Source organism: Paenibacillus sp. 1182 (genome assembly GCF_017833915.1).
Lineage (GTDB): Bacteria > Bacillota > Bacilli > Paenibacillales > Paenibacillaceae > Paenibacillus > Paenibacillus polymyxa_D.
The window spans coordinates 1-24,577 of the sequence record NZ_JAFICR010000023.1; the positions used below are offsets into that span (position 1 = coordinate 1).

At 47.7% G+C, this 24,577-nt stretch carries 21 protein-coding genes, 1 other RNA gene and 1 pseudogene; 3 read left to right on the forward strand and 20 right to left on the reverse strand.

Annotation, left to right across the window (positions count from 1 at the left end):
* Positions 1 to 400: 400 nt before the first annotated feature.
* The 14 genes from JOD82_RS27975 to rpoE form a co-directional block, all read right to left on the reverse strand.
* Positions 401 to 676, reverse strand: a complete 276-nt coding sequence (locus tag JOD82_RS27975) for a pro-sigmaK processing inhibitor BofA family protein (protein WP_029514883.1) — start codon at positions 674 to 676, stop codon at positions 401 to 403.
* Positions 673 to 984 (reverse strand): DUF2508 family protein, encoded by a 312-nt coding sequence (locus JOD82_RS27980; protein ID WP_029514885.1) that lies wholly within the window; start codon positions 982 to 984, stop codon positions 673 to 675. Before JOD82_RS27980 ends, JOD82_RS27975 begins: the two co-directional genes overlap by 4 nt.
* Before the next feature lie 213 nt (positions 985 to 1,197).
* Positions 1,198 to 1,797, reverse strand: coding sequence for a recombination mediator RecR (gene recR, locus JOD82_RS27985; RefSeq protein ID WP_013308227.1), 600 nt, complete (start codon positions 1,795 to 1,797; stop codon positions 1,198 to 1,200).
* A 27-nt stretch (positions 1,798 to 1,824) separates the two neighbouring features.
* Positions 1,825 to 2,136, reverse strand: coding sequence for a YbaB/EbfC family nucleoid-associated protein (locus tag JOD82_RS27990; protein WP_013308226.1), 312 nt, complete (start codon positions 2,134 to 2,136; stop codon positions 1,825 to 1,827).
* A 43-nt stretch (positions 2,137 to 2,179) separates the two neighbouring features.
* The gene (gene dnaX / locus JOD82_RS27995; RefSeq protein ID WP_029514887.1) at positions 2,180 to 3,931 is read right to left on the reverse strand and encodes a DNA polymerase III subunit gamma/tau; all 1,752 of its coding nucleotides are present in this window, start codon (positions 3,929 to 3,931) and stop codon (positions 2,180 to 2,182) included.
* Between the two features lie 158 nt (positions 3,932 to 4,089).
* Positions 4,090 to 4,356: signal recognition particle sRNA large type (gene ffs, locus JOD82_RS28000), an RNA gene on the reverse strand.
* Positions 4,357 to 4,466: 110 nt separating this feature from the next.
* A complete protein-coding gene (rpmE, locus tag JOD82_RS28005; RefSeq protein WP_013308223.1) occupies positions 4,467 to 4,664 on the reverse strand; it encodes a 50S ribosomal protein L31 in 198 nt (65 codons plus the stop codon).
* Positions 4,665 to 4,821: 157 nt separating this feature from the next.
* The gene (locus JOD82_RS28010) at positions 4,822 to 6,093 is read right to left on the reverse strand and encodes a radical SAM family protein (protein ID WP_103050206.1); all 1,272 of its coding nucleotides are present in this window, start codon (positions 6,091 to 6,093) and stop codon (positions 4,822 to 4,824) included.
* A 96-nt stretch (positions 6,094 to 6,189) separates the two neighbouring features.
* The gene (gene rho, locus JOD82_RS28015; RefSeq protein ID WP_029514891.1) at positions 6,190 to 7,527 is read right to left on the reverse strand and encodes a transcription termination factor Rho; all 1,338 of its coding nucleotides are present in this window, start codon (positions 7,525 to 7,527) and stop codon (positions 6,190 to 6,192) included.
* A 259-nt stretch (positions 7,528 to 7,786) separates the two neighbouring features.
* Entirely contained in the window at positions 7,787 to 9,040 is a 1,254-nt protein-coding gene (locus JOD82_RS28020; RefSeq protein WP_029514892.1) for a UDP-N-acetylglucosamine 1-carboxyvinyltransferase, read from the reverse strand.
* 226 nt (positions 9,041 to 9,266) lie between these two features.
* Positions 9,267 to 10,121, reverse strand: a complete 855-nt coding sequence (fba, locus tag JOD82_RS28025) for a class II fructose-1,6-bisphosphate aldolase (protein WP_013308219.1) — start codon at positions 10,119 to 10,121, stop codon at positions 9,267 to 9,269.
* Between the two features lie 248 nt (positions 10,122 to 10,369).
* Entirely contained in the window at positions 10,370 to 10,738 is a 369-nt protein-coding gene (locus JOD82_RS28030; protein WP_013308218.1) for a response regulator, read from the reverse strand.
* A gap of 213 nt (positions 10,739 to 10,951) precedes the next feature.
* On the reverse strand, positions 10,952 to 12,553 hold the full coding sequence (locus tag JOD82_RS28035) for a CTP synthase (protein ID WP_039275105.1): 1,602 nt from the start codon (positions 12,551 to 12,553) through the stop codon (positions 10,952 to 10,954).
* Positions 12,554 to 12,955: 402 nt separating this feature from the next.
* A complete protein-coding gene (gene rpoE, locus JOD82_RS28040) occupies positions 12,956 to 13,501 on the reverse strand; it encodes a DNA-directed RNA polymerase subunit delta (protein ID WP_029514893.1) in 546 nt (181 codons plus the stop codon).
* Positions 13,502 to 13,905: 404 nt separating this feature from the next.
* Here rpoE and JOD82_RS28045 point away from each other — a divergent pair, with 404 nt between their 5' ends.
* Positions 13,906 to 15,066: a S8 family peptidase gene (locus tag JOD82_RS28045; protein ID WP_029514895.1), complete on the forward strand. Its 1,161-nt coding sequence runs from the start codon at positions 13,906 to 13,908 to the stop codon at positions 15,064 to 15,066.
* A 14-nt stretch (positions 15,067 to 15,080) separates the two neighbouring features.
* Here JOD82_RS28045 and JOD82_RS28050 read toward each other — a convergent pair whose 3' ends face one another.
* From JOD82_RS28050 to JOD82_RS28065, 4 genes are read right to left on the reverse strand one after another with little or no spacing between them, the layout of a single operon-like run.
* Positions 15,081 to 16,466, reverse strand: coding sequence for an MBL fold metallo-hydrolase (locus tag JOD82_RS28050; protein ID WP_209950357.1), 1,386 nt, complete (start codon positions 16,464 to 16,466; stop codon positions 15,081 to 15,083).
* Positions 16,463 to 18,133, reverse strand: coding sequence for an ABC transporter permease (locus JOD82_RS28055; RefSeq protein ID WP_209950345.1), 1,671 nt, complete (start codon positions 18,131 to 18,133; stop codon positions 16,463 to 16,465). Before JOD82_RS28055 ends, JOD82_RS28050 begins: the two co-directional genes overlap by 4 nt.
* A 4-nt stretch (positions 18,134 to 18,137) precedes the next feature.
* Positions 18,138 to 19,208, reverse strand: coding sequence for an ABC transporter substrate-binding protein (locus JOD82_RS28060; RefSeq protein WP_029514900.1), 1,071 nt, complete (start codon positions 19,206 to 19,208; stop codon positions 18,138 to 18,140).
* Positions 19,209 to 19,226: 18 nt separating this feature from the next.
* Entirely contained in the window at positions 19,227 to 20,225 is a 999-nt protein-coding gene (locus tag JOD82_RS28065; protein ID WP_209950346.1) for an ABC transporter ATP-binding protein, read from the reverse strand.
* A gap of 202 nt (positions 20,226 to 20,427) precedes the next feature.
* Here JOD82_RS28065 and JOD82_RS28070 point away from each other — a divergent pair, with 202 nt between their 5' ends.
* The gene (locus JOD82_RS28070; RefSeq protein WP_029514902.1) at positions 20,428 to 21,321 is read left to right on the forward strand and encodes a LysR family transcriptional regulator; all 894 of its coding nucleotides are present in this window, start codon (positions 20,428 to 20,430) and stop codon (positions 21,319 to 21,321) included.
* A gap of 126 nt (positions 21,322 to 21,447) precedes the next feature.
* Positions 21,448 to 22,307 (forward strand): annotated as a pseudogene (locus tag JOD82_RS29665) (hypothetical protein).
* Between the two features lie 110 nt (positions 22,308 to 22,417).
* Here the strand turns inward: JOD82_RS29665 and argS are convergent.
* Together argS and JOD82_RS28085 are read right to left on the reverse strand one after the other, a co-directional pair.
* The gene (gene argS, locus JOD82_RS28080; protein ID WP_069011482.1) at positions 22,418 to 24,097 is read right to left on the reverse strand and encodes an arginine--tRNA ligase; all 1,680 of its coding nucleotides are present in this window, start codon (positions 24,095 to 24,097) and stop codon (positions 22,418 to 22,420) included.
* 2 nt (positions 24,098 to 24,099) lie between these two features.
* Positions 24,100 to 24,534, reverse strand: a complete 435-nt coding sequence (locus JOD82_RS28085; RefSeq protein WP_080658551.1) for a YwiB family protein — start codon at positions 24,532 to 24,534, stop codon at positions 24,100 to 24,102.
* Between the last annotated feature and the right edge of the window lie 43 nt (positions 24,535 to 24,577).

The window sequence follows — 24,577 nt, forward strand, 5'->3', positions numbered from 1 at the left end:
CCAGCGTTCGTCCTGAGCCAGGATCAAACTCTCCATTAAAGACCAACCGAAGCTGGTTTATAGAAAGAGCGATAAGCTCATTTTGAAACTGACGATATAAAAATATCTCTTGTTTGATTTTGCGAACAAAATCGTTTTACTCACTCGTTGTTCAGTTTTCAAAGATCAAACCTACATTATGTCTTACTTTGTTTCACCACCGCATCTCAGCGGCGACTTGATTAATATAACACACATTCGAGATTTAAGTCAACACTTTTTTTGAAAATTAATTTTAATTTCATTTAAAAGTTGTTCTCACAAAAAATCCCCGGCCTTTAAGAGCCGAGAACTAATGTATCACATTTTTGAATTCGCCGTCAACTATATATTAAAATTAGAAACAATAACATTTAAGTTTTCATATGGCCTGTCCGAATAATATTATTTTCAATCCCAGTAAAAGAACAATTCCAGGCAAACCTAATATCGTTACCGCCCCCATTGTCACTGGATTAATCGGAATGTACACCTGCGTAATCCACCCTGAATAATTGATAACATACAATGCGATGGCTGCCAGGCCCATATGTGCCCCGAATACTACAAGCCAGCCGATACCCAAACGTTTTTTTATGATTAGAAATAGTAACATCCCGACACAGGCAATTAAAACAAGCCAGACTGCCCCTTTCATTCAGCTCTCCGTTTGTGAACACGATCCGTATCATTGACATATCCAGGTTCATCCGCGGGCAGATGGAAACGATGTAGGCCTTGCTGCTTCGCACTTTTTAAATGTATCTGATATTTACGTTCTGCAGCTTCTAGAACAAATATAGCGTAGTCGATCTCATCTTTACCCGTAGCTTCATGAAATAAACGATGCGCTCTTAACCATTCCGCATGCGAAGCCCGAATCTGGGCAAACAGTTCCTGCCGATACTCCGCTTCTGATTTGCCATTCTCCTGACGACGGAAATTTTGTTTCATCCGTTCCCACATCCGTTCATCCTCCTTACAAGCTGAATTATGTGCACAGTCTGCAAGACTACCTTATTCATACTTATTGAACAAAGGACAAACTTAGAACTAGGAACGGATCTATACTGCCATCTATCGCCAAAATAAAAAAGGAGCCGTAGCGGCTCCCCCAAGTGAGTCGAGAATGCCAAAGGACATTTCAGACTCCCTATTTATAACGTATAAATACACCTATTAATTGAGCTCTCTACGGCCTTCCAACGCTTTGGACAAGGTAACCTCGTCGGCATACTCCAAATCTCCACCCACTGGCAATCCATGAGCAATACGAGTAACCTTGATTTCAAAAGGACGCACTAACCGAGAAATGTACATGGCCGTGGCCTCTCCTTCAATGTTCGGGTTCGTAGCTAAAATCAGCTCCTTGACGCGTTCATCACTGAGTCTGTTCAGCAATTCCTTGAGTTTGATATCCTCAGGACCAATTCCCTCCATAGGAGATATCGCCCCGTGAAGCACATGGTAAAAACCATTAAACTCTTTGGTACGCTCCATAGCCACCAAATCCTTGGAATCCTGAACAACACAAATGACGGAAGTATCCCTTGTCTTATCCTGACAGATCCGACATGGGTCTGTGTCCGTAATGTTGCCGCAGACTGAACAGAAGTGAAGGTTACGTTTCACATTGACCAGCGCTTTGGCAAAGTCAATCACATCATCTTCCTTCATTTTCAGTACGTGAAAAGCCAACCGGGCAGCCGTCTTTGGCCCTACTCCCGGCAGGCGCGTAAAAGCGTCAATTAGCTTTGCAATCGGCTCCGGATAATACAATAGCGTGTTTCTCCTTTATGCAGCAGACTAGAACAAGCCCGGAATTTTCATGCCGCCTGTAAATTTACCCATATCATCATTAGCCAGTTCATCTGCTTTGGACAAAGCATCATTGACTGCAGTCAGCACAAGATCTTGCAACATTTCTACATCATCAGGATCTACAGCTTCCGGTTTGATCGTGATGGACAACACTTTTTTATGTCCATTTACCTCCACCGTCACAACACCGCCGCCAGAAGTTCCTTCGATTACTTTTCCGCCAAGTTCCTCCTGGGCTTTCAGCATTTGTTCCTGCATTTTTTTCACTTGCTTCATCATTTGGTTCATATTGTTCATTTCAATCATCTCCTTTAATGAAGTATACATCTAGACACTTGCTTTAATCTTTAATAACTACCAAATCTTCCCCAAAAAGTTGAATAGCTTCATCAATCCAGGGCTCCTTGGACTTTCCCGGCGCATCATGCTCCGGCTCTAGTTGCAATTCTTCGGCAGGCTGGTCGGAAACTCCTTCAATGGCAGCATTCCAATCCTTTTGCATCATCGTTACTAAACGATAAGGATGACCCAACTGCTCATGCAATACCTTCTCGATGACCTGCTTATTGGCAGGCTTTTCGGTAGTTTCACGATGAATATTGTTCTTAAATGCGACCAGTACACTGTCCTCTAACACAGAAACTGGCTCACCGTCCATAAACCAGGCATGAACCGTAACTTTCGCCTCTTTTACCCCTTGCAAAATCTGACTCCACTTACGCCCCGCTGCCGCGAATGCTTCGCTCGACTTCTCAGCGATATAGCGATCCAACTGGGAAGGGAGTTTGGCTGGTGCTGAAATCCGCGGAGCAGGGGCACGCCCCCCGGAAGCCTGACGGCCACCCGACGATGCCTCCTGCCCCCCTCCCACGGCCAATCCACCTTGCAGCGCGCGTTCCAGTTTCTTTTCCAGTTCAGCAAGCTGGCGCTTCAACATTACGACATCTTCCTGGTCAGCTGCAGCGTCAGAGCGTTGTGCGGTCGGCTGAGCAACAGCACCTGCTTCCCCCGGAATACTACATAGCTTCAATAGAGCTACCTCAAACAAGGTTTGGGGCTGTACGGCATATTTCATCTCGCTCTGGTAACGATTAAGGGTGTCAATCATTGCAAAGAGTTGCTCCTTGGTAAAAGCATCTGCCACTTCCTTAAATCGCTCTGGATCCAGCACTCGCTCCGTCATTTTGGTCGCCTGAGGCACCATCTTAATCATTAGCAGATCTCGGAAATAGTACAGAAGATTCTCCATGCACTTATCTGCACTTTTACCTTCCTGCATAAAGCTCTCGATCATTTGGAGCACCGTGCCCACATCTTCTTTCAGCAATGCTAAGGCAAGCTTACCGAATTGCTCGGACGCAATACCTCCCGTCATGTCCAGCACCTGCTGATAAGTAACCCGACCATCTGTAAACGAGGATATCTGATCCAAAACACTAACCGCATCTCGCATCCCGCCATCTGAAAGACGCGCAATGTACTGCAGTGCATCCGAATCAGCCTGTATGTTCTCCTGTTGACATATCAGATCAAGCCGCTCTGTCTGTTCTTCCAGCGATACACGGCGGAAGTCAAACCGCTGGCAACGCGAAATAATGGTAGCCGGAATCCGATGTGGTTCAGTCGTAGCCAATATGAACATCACGTGTGGCGGCGGCTCTTCCAGCGTCTTGAGCAGCGCATTGAACGCTTCCGTCGTCAGCATGTGCACTTCATCAATGATATAAACCTTGTGCCGCACTTCTGTGGGCGCATATTTGACTTTATCGCGCAAATCACGAATCTCTTCAACGCCCCGGTTGGAGGCTGCATCAATCTCCTGTACATCCATGACCGCTCCGGCCGTGATCCGTTTACAGGCTTCGCATTCGTTGCAAGGTTCCGGCGCAGGTCCATGCTCACAGTTGATTGCCTTGGCCAAAATTTTGGCCGCACTCGTCTTACCTGTTCCTCGTGGACCGCTGAACAGGTAGGCATGGGACGTGCGATTTTCGCGGATGGCATTCTGCAATGTCTGGATAATATGCTGTTGTCCTACCATGTCCTTGAAAGCCTGCGGCCGCCAAGCACGGTACAACGCTATATGTTCCAATGCGCGTTACCCTCTTTCCCATTCACTTTCATGACCATTCATGGTCACTTCATTATACTATACTCCCGTCCGAATCTAAACCAGACACCTTCCAATTTATAAAACACAAAAAAACATCTTCGCAATGATTGCCAAGATGTTCTAATTACCAATATATACCGTGCACCTGTTATTGATCGTTGTGATCCGAGCGGCAATCCTGAACAGCAACTCGGGCTAGGCAACCCTCCGGCACAAGAGTGGGCCTGCTTATGGCTGCTTCCTTCCGGACCTGACCAGGTTCACAAGTACTCATTGCGGAGGACCCAGCCGTCAACATTGTGCGCAGGGACCAGCCTCACATCAACAACACCTCTAACAGGAATTCAACCTCGCTATAGCGGATTGCGAGTTACAGGGCACCGCTACCTCCCCATCTAGCACGGTGAAAATAAGTATATCTTAAGGCCGCATAAAAAGCAAATACACATTATTACAAAAAGAGCCCTCTGCAGTCGCAGAAGGCTCTAATAACTTTATAACTTGCGGTAATCCATTAGATACCGTATTTCTTTTTGAAACGATCCACGCGTCCACCAGCATCAATAAATTTCTGCTTGCCTGTGAAGAACGGGTGGCAGGCGGAGCAAATCTCCACACGCAGAGATCCTTTCACAGAACCAGTTTCAAACGAATTTCCGCAAGCACAAGTGACAGTAGTTACGTTAAATGTTGGTTGAATAGCTTGTTGCATTGAACTTTCACCTCTTTCCGCCCTGAACGTCCTATCAGTCCAGAGTTGTATGAACACATGTTCACATTATAGCACTTGAATATGAGCGTTTCAACAACTCTTTTCTGCATTCAGAAACAGCGCAAAACAGGTGTATTTCAATTGCTGTGTGACCGTTTTAGGCCTTGGCAAATTTAGGACGGGCCTGCCCTTGCGGCGGTACATGAGTGTATGAACCGATGACTACATCCGGCAGTTCCTCACGATAAATCTCAAGCATTTGCTTCATGCCAAGGATCTCACCTTGAGCAGGTGGAATCAATTCCAGATAACTTTCAGGATCGATGTTCAAATTACGCATTTGAATCAGCTTGAGCTTAGTTCGTTTGGCAAATTCAATCATTGCCTCAATTTCTTCCTCTCGGTCAGTTACACCCGGAAAAATCAAATAGTTAATCGACGTATATACACCCTGCTCAGAAGCATAACGAAGTGATTTCTCCACATTAGCCAACGTGTAACCGCGCGGCTTGTAATACGCATTGTAATGATCATCCAGTGCACTAATGGTACTAACGCGCATCAGATCAAGACCCGCATCCACGATTCCCCGGATATGATCGCTCAATCCCGCATTCGTATTGATATTGATGTATCCCATATCCGTAATGGAACGCACCTCTTTGATCGAATCAATAATCAGTTTGGCTTGTGTGGAAGGCTCACCTTCGCAACCTTGACCAAAACTAATGATGGATTCCGGTGTCTTCAAATGTTCCAGCATAACTTCTACAATTTCTTCGACGCGAGGACGGAAGTTCATTCTTGTCTGCGGAGATACGAAGCCACTGTCATCTGGCTGTTCAGATATACACCCAAAGCAACCCGCATTACAAGAATAAGATACCGGAACTCCCCCCTCCCAGCGATTCAGGAATGTGTTCGAGGAAGTAAGGCATTCGTAGCCAAGCGCACAGTTAGACAAATGTTGGTACAGCCGATTTTCGGGATATTGCTCCGTCATCCGCTGAACACCCAATTTAACTTGATGGCGGTCACAGTTTTCCGGATTCCACTTGGACGGACTGTCACTCTGCTCAGCCGTTACATAAAATGCTCCGTCTTTCCAGACTACGGCCGAATAACCGAACAAGGGAAGCTTGTACTCCTTATCGGTCTTCACATATCCCGGCAGGCACAAGCGTGTAAAACCTTGCGGCAATAAAGCCCCTACTGCTTGCATATCTCCGGGAAGAGAAACCATTTCCCCTGTTTCAGGGTTCATACCGACCGGGCGAGTGCTGGGCAGGCTTACCAATGTAGCTCCTTCCGGTAACGGAATAAGCTCATCCTCCATGATTTCAACAATCATGTCTGCACTACGTGCAAGCCCATACAAAGAAGCATGATCATATACATTGCCTTTTTCGTCGGCATACACCAAATACATTTTGGAGCTCCTTTCGCTCCGTTAAGCCTACGCCATTAACAAAATGAATGATAACGACTGTGTACTTACGGAACAGATAAAATACATGAATGGGTTTTAGTTGGTTGAGGCCGGGACTGAGGCTGTGGTAGAACGCGTAGTTCTCCGTTGTTGCCCACCAGAACTGCTTTGCGAGCCACCAGAAGAAGGTGCCGCCAAATCAAACGAAGCCAGAAATTCAGCATTAGTCTTGCTATTACGCAGCTTTTTGAGGAAGCCTTCCACAAAATCATGGCTTTCCGTCATATTTTTACGAATGGCCCAGATCGTATCCAATTCTTCCTTGTTCAACAACACTTCCTCACGGCGTGTGCCGGAACGACGAATATCAATCGCAGGGAAGATACGACGTTCTGCCAGCTTGCGGTCCAAATGCAACTCCATGTTGCCTGTACCTTTAAACTCTTCATAAATGATATCGTCCATGCGTGATCCTGTATCAATCAGCGCTGTAGCAAGAATCGTCAAGCTACCGCCTTCCTCCACATTCCGAGCCGCACCAAAAAAGCGTTTTGGACGGTGAAATGCCGCCGGATCAATACCCCCACTCAAAGTACGACCAGAAGGAGGAATAACGAGATTGTACGCACGAGCCAAACGCGTGATGCTATCCAACAGGATGACAACATCCTTTTTATGTTCTACGAGACGTAGCGCACGCTCCAACACGAGTTCTGCCACTTTGATGTGATTTTCAGGAAGTTCGTCAAATGTAGAGGCCACAACTTCACCTTTAACAGAACGCTGCATGTCGGTCACTTCTTCAGGGCGTTCATCAATCAACAAGACAAAAAGCTCGATCTCGGGATTGTTGGTAGAAATGCTATTGGCAATTTCTTTGAGGAGAAGCGTCTTCCCAGCTTTGGGAGGTGCTACAATGAGTCCGCGCTGTCCAAGTCCGACAGGGGCCAGTACATCCATAATTCTCGTAGACAAATGGTTGGGGGAAGTTTCAAGGACTAATTTGGTTTGCGGATACAGTGGAGTCAGTGCAGGAAAGTGTAGCCGCTCAGCAGCTTGCTCAGGACTTCTTCCATTGACGGCGTTAACTTGAAGCAATCCAAAATATCGTTCATTCTCTTTTGGCGTTCGGCACTTACCGGAAACAAGATCGCCTGTTCTCAAGTCAAACTTGCGGATTTGTGAAGCAGAGATGTAAATATCTTCGGTACTCGGGAGATAATTGATCGGCCTCAGAAAGCCGTAACCTTCAGGAAGGATTTCCAGAACCCCTTGCATAAACATCAATCCGCTCTTCTCAGCTTGTGCACGCAGGATAGCGAAAATTAGTTCTTTCTTCTTGAGCGTTCCGTAGTACGGGATCTGGTATTGCTTGGCCAGCTTGTACAGGTCGGTCAGCTTCATTTCTTCCAGATCGGAAATTTGCAGATCCATATAATAACCACCTATTCAATTATTAAGTCCATTCATACATCTAAATGATAGACAATGATATCATAAACACCATTAACATAATTTTAACCAAAACAAATAAAGTTATGCAGCCATCTGCCTGGATTATACCGAATTATTCCGGTTTTCCGATAATTGATTGTTAGGTATGAACCACAATCTTTTATCAAGCAGCGGCTGCACAGGTGTTGCCCGTTCTATCGCTTTCGTTCCGGGAGTTCGAAAAAATTGCACGGCTTAATTATTCAGTCTGCCGCCATACATCCGCGCCCAAAAGACGCAGGTTAGAGACAAGGTGATCATAACCACGGTCAATGTACTCGACACCCGTCACCTCGGTTACGCCTTCGCTTACTGTAAGTCCAGCAATGACAAGGGCCGCTCCGGCGCGCAGATCTGCCGCTTTTACTTTAGCTGCATTCAATCGACCACCCTCTATAATGGCAGACCGACCCTCTACGCGAATTTTAGCCCCCATACGCACCAGCTCAGGGACGTGCTTAAAACGACTGCTGTACACAAAATCGCTCAATACACTGACACCCTGCGCTTGGGTAAGCAAGCTGGTCATGGGAGATTGTAAATCTGTGGCGAATCCGGGGTATATCAAGGCTTTAACGTCGACATGTTCATAAGAAGGTGCACCCAGTACGCGAATACTTTCATCATATTCCTCGATACCGATGCCCATTTCCTGCATTTTTGCAGTGAGAGCCTCCATATGTTTGGGGATTACGTTGTCAATCAATACATTTCCACGGGTTGCCGCAGCAGCAATCATGTATGTGCCCGCTTGTATACGGTCAGGTATGATGGAATGACGGCAGCCATGTAGCTCCGACACACCTTCAATTCGAATCGTCTCCGTACCGGCGCCTTTAATAATGGCCCCCATAGAGTTTAAAAGGGTTGCTACATCTATAATCTCAGGCTCTTTAGCCGCATTTTCGATAATTGTGGCGCCTTTGGCACGTGCTGCCGCCAGCATAATATTAATGGTAGCGCCTACGCTGCTAACATCCAAGTAAATCTTGGTTCCGCGCAGTTCTTTGGCGTGCAAATGAATAGCGCCGTGCTCGTTCGTAACCGTGGCACCCAGCGCTTCAAAACCTTTGATATGCTGATCAATGGGCCGGGGTTCGAAATTGCACCCTCCTGGCAAACCGATGATCGCTTCCTTGAATCTGCCCAGCATGGCTCCCATCATATAATAAGAGGCTCGTAATTTCTTAACAGGCCCATTCGGCATAGGAATGGATTTAATAGAGGATGGATCTATTTTCATCTGGCTACCTTCCCAGGCAACCGTTGCACCAAGTTCCTCCAGTATCTCGGAATACACCGCCACATCACTTAACAGTGGCAAATTGTCCAAAATGACTTCCGACTCTGCCAGAATGGCTGCGGGAATCAAGGCGATGGCACTGTTTTTGGCACCGCTGATGGAAACTGTACCCTGAAGCGGCCGTCCACCGGTGATCATCAATTTTTCCATAAGCTTGAGGGTCCCCCTACGTGTTTTGCAGTCGGTCAAACAATAATCTCGAATCAAAATTTTTAACTTTTTTAGTGGTGAAAATGGAAAGACACCGGCTAAGCGGTGTGCTTTCCATACCAAACTATTCAACTGTACAGATTTAAGTATTTTGTGCAGCAGAACTACAGCTACAACTAAGAAATACATCTAGCCTGTGCAGACGCACGACCAGTTTAACTTATTATTACGCTTTGTTGTTGGAACCGAACTCACGAATTTTACCGATAACGGTTTGTTTAATCGCTTCACGACCTGGAGCGATGAATGTACGTGGGTCATAAGCATCCGGTTTCTCAGCAAGCACTTCACGAACCACTTTCGCAAATACGATTTGGTTCTCAGTGTTTACATTGATTTTGGAAGTTCCCAAGGAGATTGCTTTTTTAATGTCATGTGTTGGGATGCCAGTACCACCGTGCAGAACGAGTGGAAGTTTGATTGCATTGCAGATCTCTTCCATTTCTTTGAATCCGAGGTTTGGCTCGCCTTTGTATGGTCCGTGTACGGAACCCAGTGCAGGTGCCAGTGTATCGATACCTGTTTCGTTAACGATACGCAGACAGTCGTCCAACTTAGCGTACATTACGTCGCCGACAACATCATCCTCTTGACCGCCAACCATTCCAACTTCAGCTTCAACAGAAACGCCTTTGGAATGAGCATATTCAACCACTTTTTTCGTTGTAGCAATGTTTGTGTCGATTGGGCTGTGGGAATCGTCAATCATAACGGATGTGAAACCAGCGTCGATAGCTTCTTTACATTTTTCAAAGCTGGAACCGTGGTCCAAATGGATCGCAACCGGAACGGTGATTTTCATGTCATGAATAAGACCTTCTACCATTTTAACTACAGTGTAGAATCCACCCATGTGACGTGCTGCGCCTTCAGAAACACCCAGGATTACTGGGGATTTTTCTTCTTCAGCAGCGCCCAAAATAGCTTGAGTCCACTCCAGGTTATTAATGTTGTATTGACCTACTGCGTATTTTCCTTCGAGTGCTTTGTTCAACATGTCTTTCATAGATACCAATGGCATGGTTACAGTCCTCCTAAAGGTGTTTGGGTTTGTCTATATTTTTAGCCGACATCACATACGGGCTTATTATACCACAACCCATGTTAAATACTAAACAAGCTTTTGCATATCAACACATACAAAAATCACGCTCAGGACGCCGTTTTTCGATAGAATTGTATAAGGAGAGGATTTACTTTCAGTATTTCCCATAATCACAAACAAAAAACCCTGTTGTGTTAACAGAGTTCTCAACCACCGTGACTCACCTAGTCACCTCTGAGTTGTTTGTTCACAGCAATCCGCATTTCGTCAATATCAAAGGGCTTGGTAAAATGCATTAGCGCACCTAGCTCCGTCGCCTCTTTAATCATGTCCAGTTCTCCATATGCTGTCATCATAATAACCTTGATATCGGGATTCATGGTTTTTAGATGTTTCAGAATTTCGAGTCCGTCCATACCTGGAATTTTCATATCGAGCAGAACCAGATCAGGTGGTTCCTTCTCAACAATTTCAAGTGCAATTTTCCCGTTCGCCGCCTGAAAGGTCTCATAACCCTCACTTCCGAACACTTCCATCAGTAAAATCCGTATTCCATTCTGGTCATCGACGATTAATACTTTCTTCTTTTCCAATGTTTTAACCTCCTAAGATCTTAAAACGAGGATCATGCAGCTATTGCCATAACAGCGTCCGATGACGTACAATATCCGTCCCATACCTAAAACTATATTCGCTCCTGCAAAAAGAAAATCCTTCTCTAATACATAATTGTGGAATATTCTTTCATAATCAGGAAGCATGGGATAAAAAAAGACCTCCCGTAGGAGGTCTTTCAAGCCGTAGCATTAACCTTGAAGCTGCAATGCTGCCTTTACAAATTCACGGAACAAAGGCTGCGGACGATTCGGACGGGAAGTAAATTCCGGGTGGAATTGTACCGCCAGGAACCACGGATGCTCAGGAAGCTCCACGATTTCCACCAAGCGCCCATCCGGTGAAGTACCGGAAATACGAAGACCCGCTTTTTCAATAACTTCACGATATTCGTTATTGAATTCGTACCGATGACGGTGTCTTTCGTACACCAGCTCGTCGTTGTAGCAAACAGAAGCCAGGGAGCCTTCCACCAGTTTGCATGGATACAAGCCAAGACGCATCGTACCGCCCAGATCTTCGATGTCTTTTTGGTCGGGAAGCAAGTCAATGACAGGATAATCCGTTGCCGGGTTAATTTCCGAGCTGTTGGCTCCTTCGAGACCAGCCAGGGAACGTGCAACCTCAATGACAGATACCTGCATACCCAGACAAATACCGAAGAACGGAATTTTTTGCTCCCGTGCATAACGGATAGTACTAATTTTGCCTTCAATTCCGCGATCGCCGAAGCCACCTGGTACGAGAATGCCGCCAATGCCGCCCAGCATGTCAGCTACGTTCTCGTCCGTCACTTCTTCAGCGTTCACCCAACGGATTTTTACGTCTGCATTCGCATCAAATCCAGCGTGCGAAAGTGATTCAACCACACTTAAATAAGCATCATGTAATGCAACATATTTACCAACAATAGCAATTTCAACCGTTTTATCCAGCTTGCTGATTCGATCAACTAACCCTTCCCATTCGGTCATATCTGGTGCAGGTGTTGTCAGCTTGAGATGGTTAACTACGATTTCGTCCAAGCCTTCTTCACGTAGGTTCAACGGAACCTCGTAGAGGGTTGAAGCATCGCGGCATTCTACCACTGCATTCGCATCAATATCGCAGAACAATGCAATTTTAGCCTTCATATCGGAGGACAGTTCATGCTCTGTACGGCAAACAATGACATTCGGTTGGATGCCGATGCTGCGCAGTTCTTTTACACTGTGCTGGGTTGGCTTGGTTTTAACCTCACCAGCAGCTTTAATATAAGGAATGAGCGTTACGTGAATATACATCACATTTTCGCGCCCAACTTCGCTTTTGAGCTGACGAATAGCTTCCAAAAATGGCAAGCTCTCAATATCGCCCACAGTACCGCCGATTTCTGTAATAATTACGTCCGAACCCGCTTCACGGCCTGCACGGTACACGCGCTCCTTGATTTCGTTCGTAATATGAGGGATAACCTGCACCGTACCGCCCAGATATTCTCCGCGACGCTCTTTGCTGATTACGCTGGAATATACCTTGCCTGTTGTGACATTGCTGTTCTTGGACAGATTAATATCAATAAAGCGCTCATAGTGTCCCAAGTCAAGGTCCGTTTCCGCACCATCATCCGTTACAAACACTTCACCGTGCTGGTAAGGACTCATCGTACCCGGATCGACATTCAGGTAAGGGTCAAATTTTTGAATCGTTACCTTCAGTCCCCTGTTCTTCAAAAGCCTCCCCAGTGAAGCTGCCGTAATCCCTTTGCCCAAGGAAGACACAACCCCGCCTGTCACAAAAATATACTTTGTCACTGTTCAAAACCCTCCTAGATAAGATGCAAAATTCAGGCGACATTATGATGTTATCGTAACCCGTTTGCACGGATTATCATCCATGAAGAAGGCAGCGGAATCATTTTCCATGTCCGCCGCCCTTAGCCTTCTTTCATGAGTGAAAACACCCCTATAAAAAACAAAAAAGCACTCCCGTAGTACGGGGCACTTTTATAAAAAAAGCAAACATATAAGTGAATCAATCATAAGCCCAAGCAATAGTTTACCCCGTGTCCAATCCGCTGTCAAGGAAGTTATATGTGTTAATTTGTCCATTGAACCAGATTGGAGAGAATCCACCTGAAAGCTTTAAATCAGAAGAGGTTTTCAATAAAACGGTCATGAAAAAGGGGAGAACGCATCTCCCCTTGCAGCCTGTTCCTAACGAAGTGAATCGTCGTCTTCCGTCGACTCATCGTCATTTTCATCTTCTGAATCTTCCTCATCACTGAGGTCCTCGTCGTCTATAACCACGTCTTCATCACTATCATCATCATCTTCTCCGTCGAACAGCTCGTCTTCGCCGTCCTCGTCTTCGCTATCTGCATCGAAGTCGTCATCAGAGTTGTATGTTTCTTCTTCATGATAGTCATCTTCGTCGTCATCGTCTTCGTCGTTAATAATACGAGGACGCTTGGCGCCTGTCAGGGCATCTTCGGATTTATCTACCGGATACCAACGTTTCAAGCCCCACAGATTCGTACCGACACAGGCAAAACGCCCGTCAATGTTGATTTCAGTATATAGCTGAGCAATAACGTCATTAATTTCTTCGTCAGACAAGCCGCGCAATTTGGCGACTTCCTTCATCAGGTCACGGTAATAATATGGAGTATTGGCTGCTTTCAATACCATAAATGCCAAGTCCACCATTGGAGTCTCGTGGACTTTCTCCGGGTCAATCTTCAAGTTGAGTGGGGTACTCACCTAGGGACACTTCCTCTCACACGTAATTCACAAGAACATGTTTCAGAGCATACACGATACATGCAATACTAACATATCCATTATCAAAACTAAGTAAAACCTATTTGGAAGCAAATTGCAAGTTAAAGATGGGTATCGTCATAATTTCCAGGAATATCCCCCTAAACAAGACGGCACACGTAAAAAGACGGGGTCCCCCCCGTCTTCGACTGTACCCGCTTCGGGAGAACCCCCCAAAGTTGTTGCACAAGAGCTTATGCCCTCCATGTATCGTATGTGTCCACATCCACTTTGACACGACAAGCAGGCCTATTTACTTAAAAAAGGGGCAGGTTTCCCATGCCGCAGCTGACGCTTGCTCATACTATACCTCAGCATGGCTCATCGGAGGGGGACCGTCTCAAATGGACTATCCGGATTTTTTGCAGCGTTTGCATGAGGGTATTTCGGAGCCGTCCGGCAGTGGACGGAACAAACAGATTATCACGTTCGATAAGCCTCACCAATACCGGGAATGCCTGTCCTATCTCAGGAAGCTGAAACCCGAGCTTGCGGGATTACGGCAAGTACAACCGGCCAGACTAATCCGTGCTTTAATCGCTCCGCTTTCAGGGGGAGACAGGCTGGGCAAATATCACAACGGTGTTACCGTTGAAGAAGATACCCGCATGAAGGTTCACGCTGAAACTGCTCATATACCAAAAGCAGAGAAGAACCTTTCCATGCCATGGGGAGTCAAACAGGTACGTGCATACAAGGCTTGGCCTTCCTCGACAGGGAATCGGGTCAGAATCGGTGTGATCGACACAGGAGCGGATTTTCAACATCCTGATCTTCGCCATTCTCTCGCCAGAGGTATTAATTTGCTTAACCGAACCATGCTACCCTATGACGATAATGGCCATGGTACTCATATTGCTGGAACTATCGCGGCGTCCAACTATGACGAAGGTATGGTGGGCGTAGCACCACGAGCTTTAATTCATCCCGTAAAAGCATTTGATCATAATGGAGCCGCCTACGTCTCCGATATCATTCTTGGTATCGACTGGTGTGTATTAAATCGTGTCGATATCATCAATATGAGCTTTGGTATGAAGTCGCGCAGCAAGGCATTACTTGATATGGTGAATAAGGCATATCATAACGGCATCGTCGTTGTAGCGTCCTCAGGAAACGAGGGCAAGCGCCGAAGTATTGACTACCCCGCCCGCTATTCCCAGACGATCTCAGTGGGGGCTACTGACAAATACAGACGCATTGCACCTTTCAGCAACCGAGGGCAATTTGTAGACGTGTACGCACCTGGCGAAAAGATCACATCCTCCTGGATCCATGGCAAGCATCACGAAATGAGTGGTACCTCTATGGCTACTTCCCATGTGACCGGAAGCATCGCACTTCTCCTTTCACTGAGGCCGGAACTGGGGCCTGGAGAAATCAAGGCGTTGCTTAAGCGTACCGCCACACCACTACGCCTGCGCAAAAGCGCTGGACGTAGCTCTATCTCGACCAAACTTGGCGAAGTCGATGCCTTCCGGTTGATGCAGGAGGGCACAAAGTGAATGATGATGTGATGCTAAACCTCTAGTGTATCGCCTGGCTCCAGAGAGTGAACTTTTCTGGAAGGACCTTCACATCCACTATTTTCTTCTCTTATCAACTCATCTCGTACCAGGTCAGTCTGCAGCTTCGGCGCATGAACGAGTACAACCTGTTTGCTAGGCAGCTCCTTCAGCATTTGCCGCACATCTGATAATCCCTGATGCACCTTATAAATCAAATGCCGAGCTACACAGCTGTTATTTTGATCCACACGTTCCAACAGATATTTGCCAAAAGAACCATGTGGAGCATGCCCGGTCAATATAACACTGTTGCTGATTCTTTCTCCGCTATCATTACCCTCCCCCATGTTGCGGTTATCCGATAGATACTGATAGTACCAGCGCGCCTGTGGGGAATCCATCATGCCGTCTCTTGTTATGATAATAGCCGTTGGGTTCTGTTCCAGCAGACTCACTCGTTCCGCAGCATCACGAGGCACGAAGACCCTGTCACTGTTTAGCACATGTTTTATTCGCGCTAGAGCTTCCGGACGCAGCCATTCTTTCCAGCGGTTTAACTGTTTCAATCCCTGCCATATGTCGTGCTCTACAATCATTGCCTGTTCAGGGAATTGCTCACTAGCCCATACGATCATGTCCTGTCCTCTGCCAAAGGCAGGCACCGGCAACAACACATGGCCACCAGACCATAGTATCCGCTCCATCTCGACCCTCAGCCGCTCCAGCTTAACAGGCTGCGGGTCTATATCCATGCCATACGCATTGTCCATAATGGATATGTCCGCTAGATTGGGCTCTGACTTCCATTCAGGCAGGTCATGCGGCCCCTCCCCAACACCCAAGTCTGGCGCATCGGCTGCAAGAAGCTCAGATTCGCGGCTGTAATCTCCAGAAAAAAACAACCGCTTCCCTTCCATTTCTACCACATACCATACTGCACCAGCCAAATGTCCACTGCGTCCCCACATAATTCTCATACCCGGACAAGCCTCAACCCACTCTCCTGCTGGCGCCTCATCTTCGAGATAGCGATAAGCAATGGATTGGATGTTCTGTTCGTCGTATGGCAGTTCTGCTCCTCTTGATTCAACATAAGTATGCCAGGAGCGAAAATAGGAGCCTAACTGCTCAGCAGTGGCCTTGGTCGTCCAGACCTCCCCCTGGTATCCATACTTGTACAGTAGGGGGAGTGCCATGGAATGATCCTCATGTGCATGAGACAGCAATACAGTGGTCAGTCTCTCCGCCTCCTGCGGTGGGAAAACCGGGTATTGTCCGGTTCCTTCCTTTTTCACGCCACAATCCAGCATGACGCGATGCTGTTTTCCTTCAAAAACATAGCAGGAACGGCCATGTTCGCCCGCCCCTCCCCAAATCCTAAGCTTGGTCATGATTATTTCCACTTTCTTCGCGAGTTTAAGCTTTCCATTAAGATCAGTAGCAACGTGGTCATTCCGACCGATATGACAGCCATCGCCATCCCAAGCGACACCTGTCCCTGTTCAAATTGTGCAAATATGTAGGTTGCTGACGTCTGAACGGATGGTGGCAAAATCAGTAATGATCCTACCAATTCGCGTGAAGCAATGGTAAATGTCATCATCCAACCAGCGAGCATTCCCGGTACAATCAGCGGCAGTACAATCCGGCGGAATATATAAGACGGTCGCCCGCCAAATACCTGCCCCGCCTGAAAAAGGCCAGCGTCCACCTGTGTAAAGGCGCTTTTGACATACTGCACCGTATAAGGAACAAACAAGATAACATACGTCAGAATGACCATACCGTATGTGTTATACAACGGGATCGGCATCCATGGTGAGTTCCACCACAAAATCAGGCCCACCACCATAACAATTCCCGGCACCGTATTCGGAAGCAAACTAAATGCATCAACCGTCCGTTGGATTCTTGTGCGTGAGCCGCCAATGACAAGTGCAAACCAAGTGCCCAGCACCACAGCAAGCGTCGATGCGCCCAAAGAGAGAAATACGCTGTTCAGGAGCGCCTCCATACTCTCTGATCCCCAAGACAGCAGTTCCTTGTAAGAGTCGAGCGTCAAATTATCCCAGGCAAGTCCCATTCCCCTCAGCTTCATCGTCGAGGCTGAAAGAATTGAAAAATAAGGAATGCCAATGGACGCAATGAGCAACAATAGAATGAATGCAACACTCAGCCCCGTAGTCCAACCGGATATACGAAGACGGGACGGACGCGAACCTTTACCACCTACCAGCCTATACGTAAACTTCCGGTTGATCACCGACTGCGCATACCACATGAGCAGGCAGGCGGTTAACAGCACCGAGGCCATCGAGGTCGCTTTGCTAAAATCTATGGGCCAGCTAGAAATGTATTTGTGGATTTCTGAAGTCATGACCTCATACCCGATACGTCGCCCAAAGGTAGCGGGGGTGCCAAACTCGGCAATCGTTTTAACGAAAATGAGCAGCGCGCCCATTCCGTAAGTTGAAAGCAGCAGCGGTAAAATGATTCGACGGAATCTGTACAGAAAGCCGCCGCCCATTACGGCACCCGCCTCCTCCAGACTCCCGCCAATCCTCACCAGCGCCCCGCGCAGCAGCAGGTACAGGAATGGAAATAGATGTAGGCTCATGATCATCACCATGCCACCAAGGCTAAAGAAGGATGGCGTTAAGAAATACAGGTCCGGGAACAACTGCTCCAGATATCCGTTTTTTTGCATAAACAGAATCCAGCCCATGGACCCGATATAGGGCGGGGTCATAAACGGAATTAGCAGCACGACATCCAACCAGCGCCAGTGCGCAAGACGAGTGTTGGACATGATCCAGGCTAGCGGAAGTGCAAGTACCGTTGTTCCTGCAATCACACAGATACCTAGCCAAATCGAGCTGAATAGCACTCCCGCAAATGGTGAAGCAGCTAACGTTCGAAAAGGTGCATCCCACTGAAATTCTTCATCAACATACACACTTTGGATAAAGATTTGCAGCAACGGCATCACAATCAAGAAAAGAAGCGCGATCAGAGCCAGCGTCAGACACCACGCTCTGATGTGTTTAACGGATAAGCCTCCCATCGGCTTATTTGAACATTTGCGTGAACTTCTCTGTCACGTCTGATCCATGTTCGCCCATCCATTCCCAATTGGTCTTCAGCAATGGGATCTCGTCCAGATTGGCACGCTTGTCAGCTTTGATATCCGTGCGGCCCGGGAGTAAGGAGGCATCCGCTACTAGTTTCTGTGCGTCGTCCGACAACAGATAGTCAATAAATGCCTTGGCATTCTGCTCATGCTGCGTTGACTTGAGAATTGCAGCAGGACGTGGGCTGATGACGGTTCCCTCTGTTGGATAGACGATGTCAATCGGCTCGCCTTTGGCTTTAGCCTTGTAGGTCATGTAATCGACCGCAGCAACGACTATACCTTTAGCTCCGGTAATCACGGGGTCCAGCGCTTCCTGATTGGCACCAGCCATGGCCACACCGTTTGCCTTGTACTGCTCAAACAACGTCCAGCCTCCATCGCCCTTGGCGCTCAGATAGCCTGTCATAAAGTCCAATGCTGAGCCGGACAGTGATGGGTCGGGGATGTTAACCTGATCCTTGTACTCAGGCTTCGCTAAATCGGCCCATGAAGTTGGTGGTGTTTTCACCAGCTTTGTGTTATACGCAATGCCCAGAGCAGAAGCACTGGTACTGAAGTAGTTGCCCTCCTTATCGGACCAGTCTGGATTTAGCTTGTCCGCGTTTTTGGCATCCGGGTAAGGCAGTGTTAGTCCTTCCTTTTTCAAGCCTTGTACAGACGGAAGCGATGCCAGCACAACCACGTCCGCTACCGGATTCGTCTTCTCGGCTTCCATACGGGCCAAAATTTTTCCTGTCGTTCCCTGAAACAACTCTACCTTCACTCCGCTCTGCGCCTCATATCCTGCTATCAGCTTTTTCGCCAGTCCATCCGGGCCTGCGCTGTAGACCACCAACTTCTGATCGGTGGATGCCGCCTCCGCTTGTCCTGCTGATCCATTAGCTGGCGCCCCATCCTTGGTTGGCGTTGCTGTTCCGCAACCCGCCACAGCGAGTCCAAAAGTCAAGGTTAATGCGAGCATCGTCCCTTTTTTCCATCCTGTACGAAAAACATGCCTATTCATCATCTTATATACCCCTTTTCCCTATGCTTCAAGTTGGTGGATGTGTTGCGGTGATACCCAAATGTTCATTTGTTGACCTATGGGCAAGCGGATGGAATGATATGCAGTCCATTGCTCGCCGCTCTCGGCTAGTATACGAATTTCATAACGATCGCCGACATAGCTGACATGCAGGATCTCTACTGTAAAAGCGTGCTGATCCGCTTGCTCCTGTTCCCAACGGACATGTTCAGGACGAAATAGTGTCCGTTCCAACTCCAGCCAGTTGGATTTGCCGATAAACCTCGCCACCTCTGGATGAGCTGGGCAACCGTAGATCACCTCTGGTGTTCCGGTCTGCAAAATATGTCCACTTTTCATAACAACCACTTCATCAGACATGGACATGGCCTCGATCTGATCATGGGTGACATATAGGGCGGTCAGCCCCAGATCGCGCACAAGCGACAACATCTCAATGCGCATCTCCTCCCGTAGCACCGCATCCAGCGCACTGAGAGGCTCGTCGAACAACACCAGTCGAGGCCGGATAGCAACCGCTCTTGCGAAGGCAACCCGCTGCTGCTGACCACCGGACAGCTGATGAGGATACCGATCCTCCATCCCTGACAATCTGACCATGTCGAGCGCCTCCAGCACCACTGTCCGCAGTTCCTTGTCTCGGGCGCTGGCAAACCCTTTCCCCCGCTTGCCCGCACGCAGGCCGAAGGCCACATTTTCAAACACCGTCATATGCGGCCACAGAGCGAAATCCTGAAAGACCATACCAAAGTGGCGGAGATGGGCGGGAATATCCTTTTTGCGTTCAGTCGAAAAAAGAATTTCCTCTCCCATCGTGATTGTGCCGGTATCCGGTGTCTCCAGACCAGCAATCAAGCGCAAGAGCGTTGTTTTCCCACAGCCGGACGGTCCGAGCAGTGTTGTGAATTTGCCCCGGCGTACGACCAGATTCGTCTCATGCAGCGCTGTTATTTGGCTGAAGGTCTTACTTAATCCGTGAATATACAGATCCTGATTCATCGCATTACCTGCCTGTTCTTCTGACTGACCCCAGTGTAAAACTTGAATTCGCAAGCTGTGTTATTGGAAAGTTAAAACAAAATTAATTATTTCAATGAATTGTGTTAACACTCATAGATTTAATCTATATAGAGGGGATTGATGCTGCTACCCCTACAAATAGGCATGATTGTTCGATTAACCTGAAAGCGAGGCATTCTAAGTGAATTTAAGTCTTCTAAAGTTACATATTGTAGAACTGCTGAATAAGCACCATAAAATTACCACGGTCGCCGAGCTTCTTGGCCTAAAGCAACCCACTGTTACTTTTCATATGAAAAATCTGGAGCGTGAATTCGGCGTAAAGCTGTTTGACACACGCATGGGCAAAATCATCCTGACGGATGCTGGAAATGCGCTACTGCACTATGCCAGCAAAATTAATGCACTGGCTGCCGAAGCTGAGCGAGTCGTCCGCGAGTTCGATACGCTCCAGCGGGGAAGCATACGTATTGGCGCAAGCTATGTACCCGCTACCTACTTGCTTCCTGCTGTGTTGCACCGCTTTGCCCGTGAGCATCCGGGCATTCACATCGCCTTGTCTGTGAAAACTGCGCCCGTGATCAAGGACATGCTCGCTCGTCACGAAATTGATCTTGGCATCATTTCGGCAGAGCCGTTTCAATCCCCAACGCTACTCTCAGAATCCTTGGGCGAAGATGAACTGATGCTCATCTGCTCACCCACTCATCCGCTCGCCAACGAAACCGATTTGACACCCGAGCTTATCGCTTCTTCCTCCTTCGTATTACATGGCAAGGATTCCAGCACACGCCACGTGACCGACAAATGGCTGGAGCGTGGGAGTCGGCGACTTCCCTCCTATCTGGAGTTGGATTCACTGGAAGCCATCAAACAGGCGGTTATGCTGGGAGAACACATCTCCTTTGTCTCTCGCATTGCCGTTCAGTCAGAGGTTGAGCGGGGCTTACTGGTTGTAAGACCTATTCCGGGGCAGTCTGTTGAGCGGTATATTTATATGGTCAGCAACAAAGACCGCCATCGCTCGGCGCTCATTCACAGATTCACCGAATATTTATCATGGAACCAAGATTAAATCTTACCTGTCATATAGAAATTATGTCTTTTTTTTACCGGAGTACCCTCTTGCTTTGACATACGACTGACAATACACCCGTAAAGTGTAGCGTGTAACCTATTCGGACGAACAGGAGAGGATGAAATGAAAACAGGCCTTCGTATCACCCAATTGATGTCGGTAGTAGCTCTGAGTGCAGTACTGCTCGTAACAGGATGGAAAGGAGCAGAACCGGTACAAGCTGCCGCCAATGCCACACCAAGCTATGAGGTGAAGCTACTACTGGATACGGCTCAGGTGCTCAATGCGGATGGCTCATTAAAAAGTGGCATCGTGAACGAGTTTCAAATTAGCGACGATGCACAACGATTGAGCGTCGAGTATTTTGATACAAATTCATTGCAATTAAATGACGAGGGCTGGAACGTGAGGTTTCGCAAAAAAGAGGACAAAAAAAATATGAATTAACCTACAAAAAGCGCTATACGGTCACAAATGGAAATATCGACGCGGCGCTCACCCAAGCGAATAAAGAAGGGTTCAGCGCATCTGATGATAATTATGAGGCTGAGGTGGATTGGGGATACAGCAAGCAAACACTAAGTTTTTCCAATGATAAAAAAACAAACGCCTCCAAAGGATTGGCTCTGCCTTCCCCAGATCAAGCATTAAAGCAACTACAGGATAATCTTCCGGGCAAGCTGCAAAACTGGAAATCCAGCAACTGGGGCAAGAAAACTCTGGCAGACTCCAGAGTACGCGGTCCGGTACAGGTCAGCAAATATGAAGGTAGCTTTCAGGGACTGGATACCGACGTTGAAATATGGCCTATTCGCAGCGCAAACGGATCAGGTACAGAAAATATTATCGAAATCTCCTTCAAAACCTCGGATTACAGTGTTGCCGCCAGCAACCGCACCAAGCTGATGAACCTGTTGCAATCCAAAGGATGGCTGGTTCCCGCCGATTCCCTGAAAACGAATTTGGTACTGGAACGCTACTAAGCTAATCCAACATAAAAAGGAACCGAGGCGCCAACCTGTTGAGAGTGGCGCCTCGGTTCCTTTTATTATTATTTATATGACTACAAGGTCATGATGTTAAAGTTGCTTGCTTACATACGTTCCGGTGCAGACACGCCCACCAGCTTCAGTACGTTGGCAATGGTCGTGCGCACCGCACCAAACAACGCCAAGCGTGCCTGCGTTTGAGCGGCATCCTCTGTAATGACGCGCTCTGCCTTATAGTAGCTGTGGAACAATGAAGCCAGCTCGTAGACATAGCGAATCATACGGTGTGGTGCAAAGTTTGCAGCCGCCACCGATACTTCCTCCGGCAGCTCGCCGATTTTGCGGAGCAAATCGTATTCATGCTCAGCCGTCAGCTTGGACAAGTCAACTTCCGCCAACGGCAGCACAGCAATCCCCTGCTCTTCAGCTTGACGATATACGCTGCATGCACGTGCGTGCGCATATTGTACGTAGAATACTGGATTCTCATTGGAAGTGGAAATCGCCAAATCCATGTCAAAATCCAGGTGCGAATCCATGCTGCGCATAGTGAAGAAGTAACGGATCGCGTCTACACCCACTTCTTCCATCAGATCTTCCATCGTCACGGCCTTGCCAGTACGTTTGGACATTTTTACTTTTTCCCCATTTTGGAACAAGCTGACCATTTGGGCAATCAACACTTTAAGCTTATCCGGGTCATTACCCAGTGCTTCCATTGCTGCCTTCATCCGTGGAATATAGCCATGGTGATCCGCTCCCCAAATGTTGATGATCGTGTCATACCCACGAGCATATTTATCGCGATGGTAAGCGATATCCGGGGTCAGGTACGTATATGTACCGTCATTTTTGATCAAGACACGGTCTTTATCGTCGCCGTACTTGGTCGTATTCAGCCATGTAGCTCCGTCCTTCTCGTAAATCTCTTCACGGTCACGCAGCTCATTCAGCGCTTTAAGCACTTCACCATTTTCATACAGCGACGTTTCGCTGAACCAGGAGTCAAAAGGTACACGGAACAGCTCCAGATCACGCTTAATCTTGTTTAGTTCCTTTTCCAGACCGTAGTCACGGAAATAAGCAGCACGATCTCCCGGTTCCATGGACAACAGAGAATCGCCCTTTTCGGCCACCAGTTCCTTGGCAAACCCGATGATATCCTCACCATGGTAACCATCCTCCGGCATCTCCGCAGGCTGTCCCAGCTCCTGCAAATAACGCGCTTCAATAGAGCGGCTCATGTTGTAAATCTGGTTGCCCGCATCATTAATGTAGTATTCACGAGTTACTTTGTATCCGGCAAAATCAAGCACGTTGCAAAGAGCATCCCCTACGGCTGCACCACGTGCATGACCTAAGTGAAGGCTACCTGTCGGATTGGCGCTGACAAACTCGATTTGTACCTTTTTGCCTGCACCTTCCTGTATACGCCCGTAATCTGCCCCCTGCTCCTGCACTTGTCCAATGACTGCGTACAGGTAGCTCTTGTTCAGGCGGAAGTTAATAAAACCCGGTCCAGCGATTTCCGCACTTTCAATAGAAGCGGAAGCTAAATCCATATTCGCGATTAAGTCTTCAGCGATTTGCCGTGGGTTCTTCTTCGCAATGCGGGTGAGCTGCATCGCAACGTTGGTAGCCAAATCACCGTGTGACTTGTCCTTGGGCACCTCCAGCGTAATGGTCGGCAGCTCTTCGCGGCTCACGATTCCGGCAGCCAGCACCGCCGCCTCGATTGCTAAAGTCACCTTTTGATTAATAAGTTCCAGTGGATTGCTTGTCATGATTATTGCTCCTCCTGTATATGCAAACTGATGGCAAAATGCCCCGAGAAATCCTCAAATACGTACAGATCATAGGTCCAGCTCACATGTCCGCTGAATCCATCCATCCGAATATCAAGCTTCTGCGTATGCGCAGACATGTTCAGGTTTAAATAAGGCGAGCGGTAAAATCCAGGCAACCTGCGTCCCAGCGCAAACGACTGCTCTGATTGTACCTCACCGTGACGAATCAGCTTTAGCTCATCCGGTCCGATCTTGACTGTGTTCCGTGTCGTACCGCCCTCAGGACTTTCTTGCGGCTCATCGTACCTTATATATAGATGCTTCCCACGCACAATCGCTTCTCCGGGAAGTTCCTGTACCACATCTTCTCCGTCATGATGACTATGAAGACGGATTCGGACCTTTGCATTATGTGGCATGTATTCAAACTCCATTCTATTGCTATCCTACTGTACTACTATATCCAGTTCCCGATTG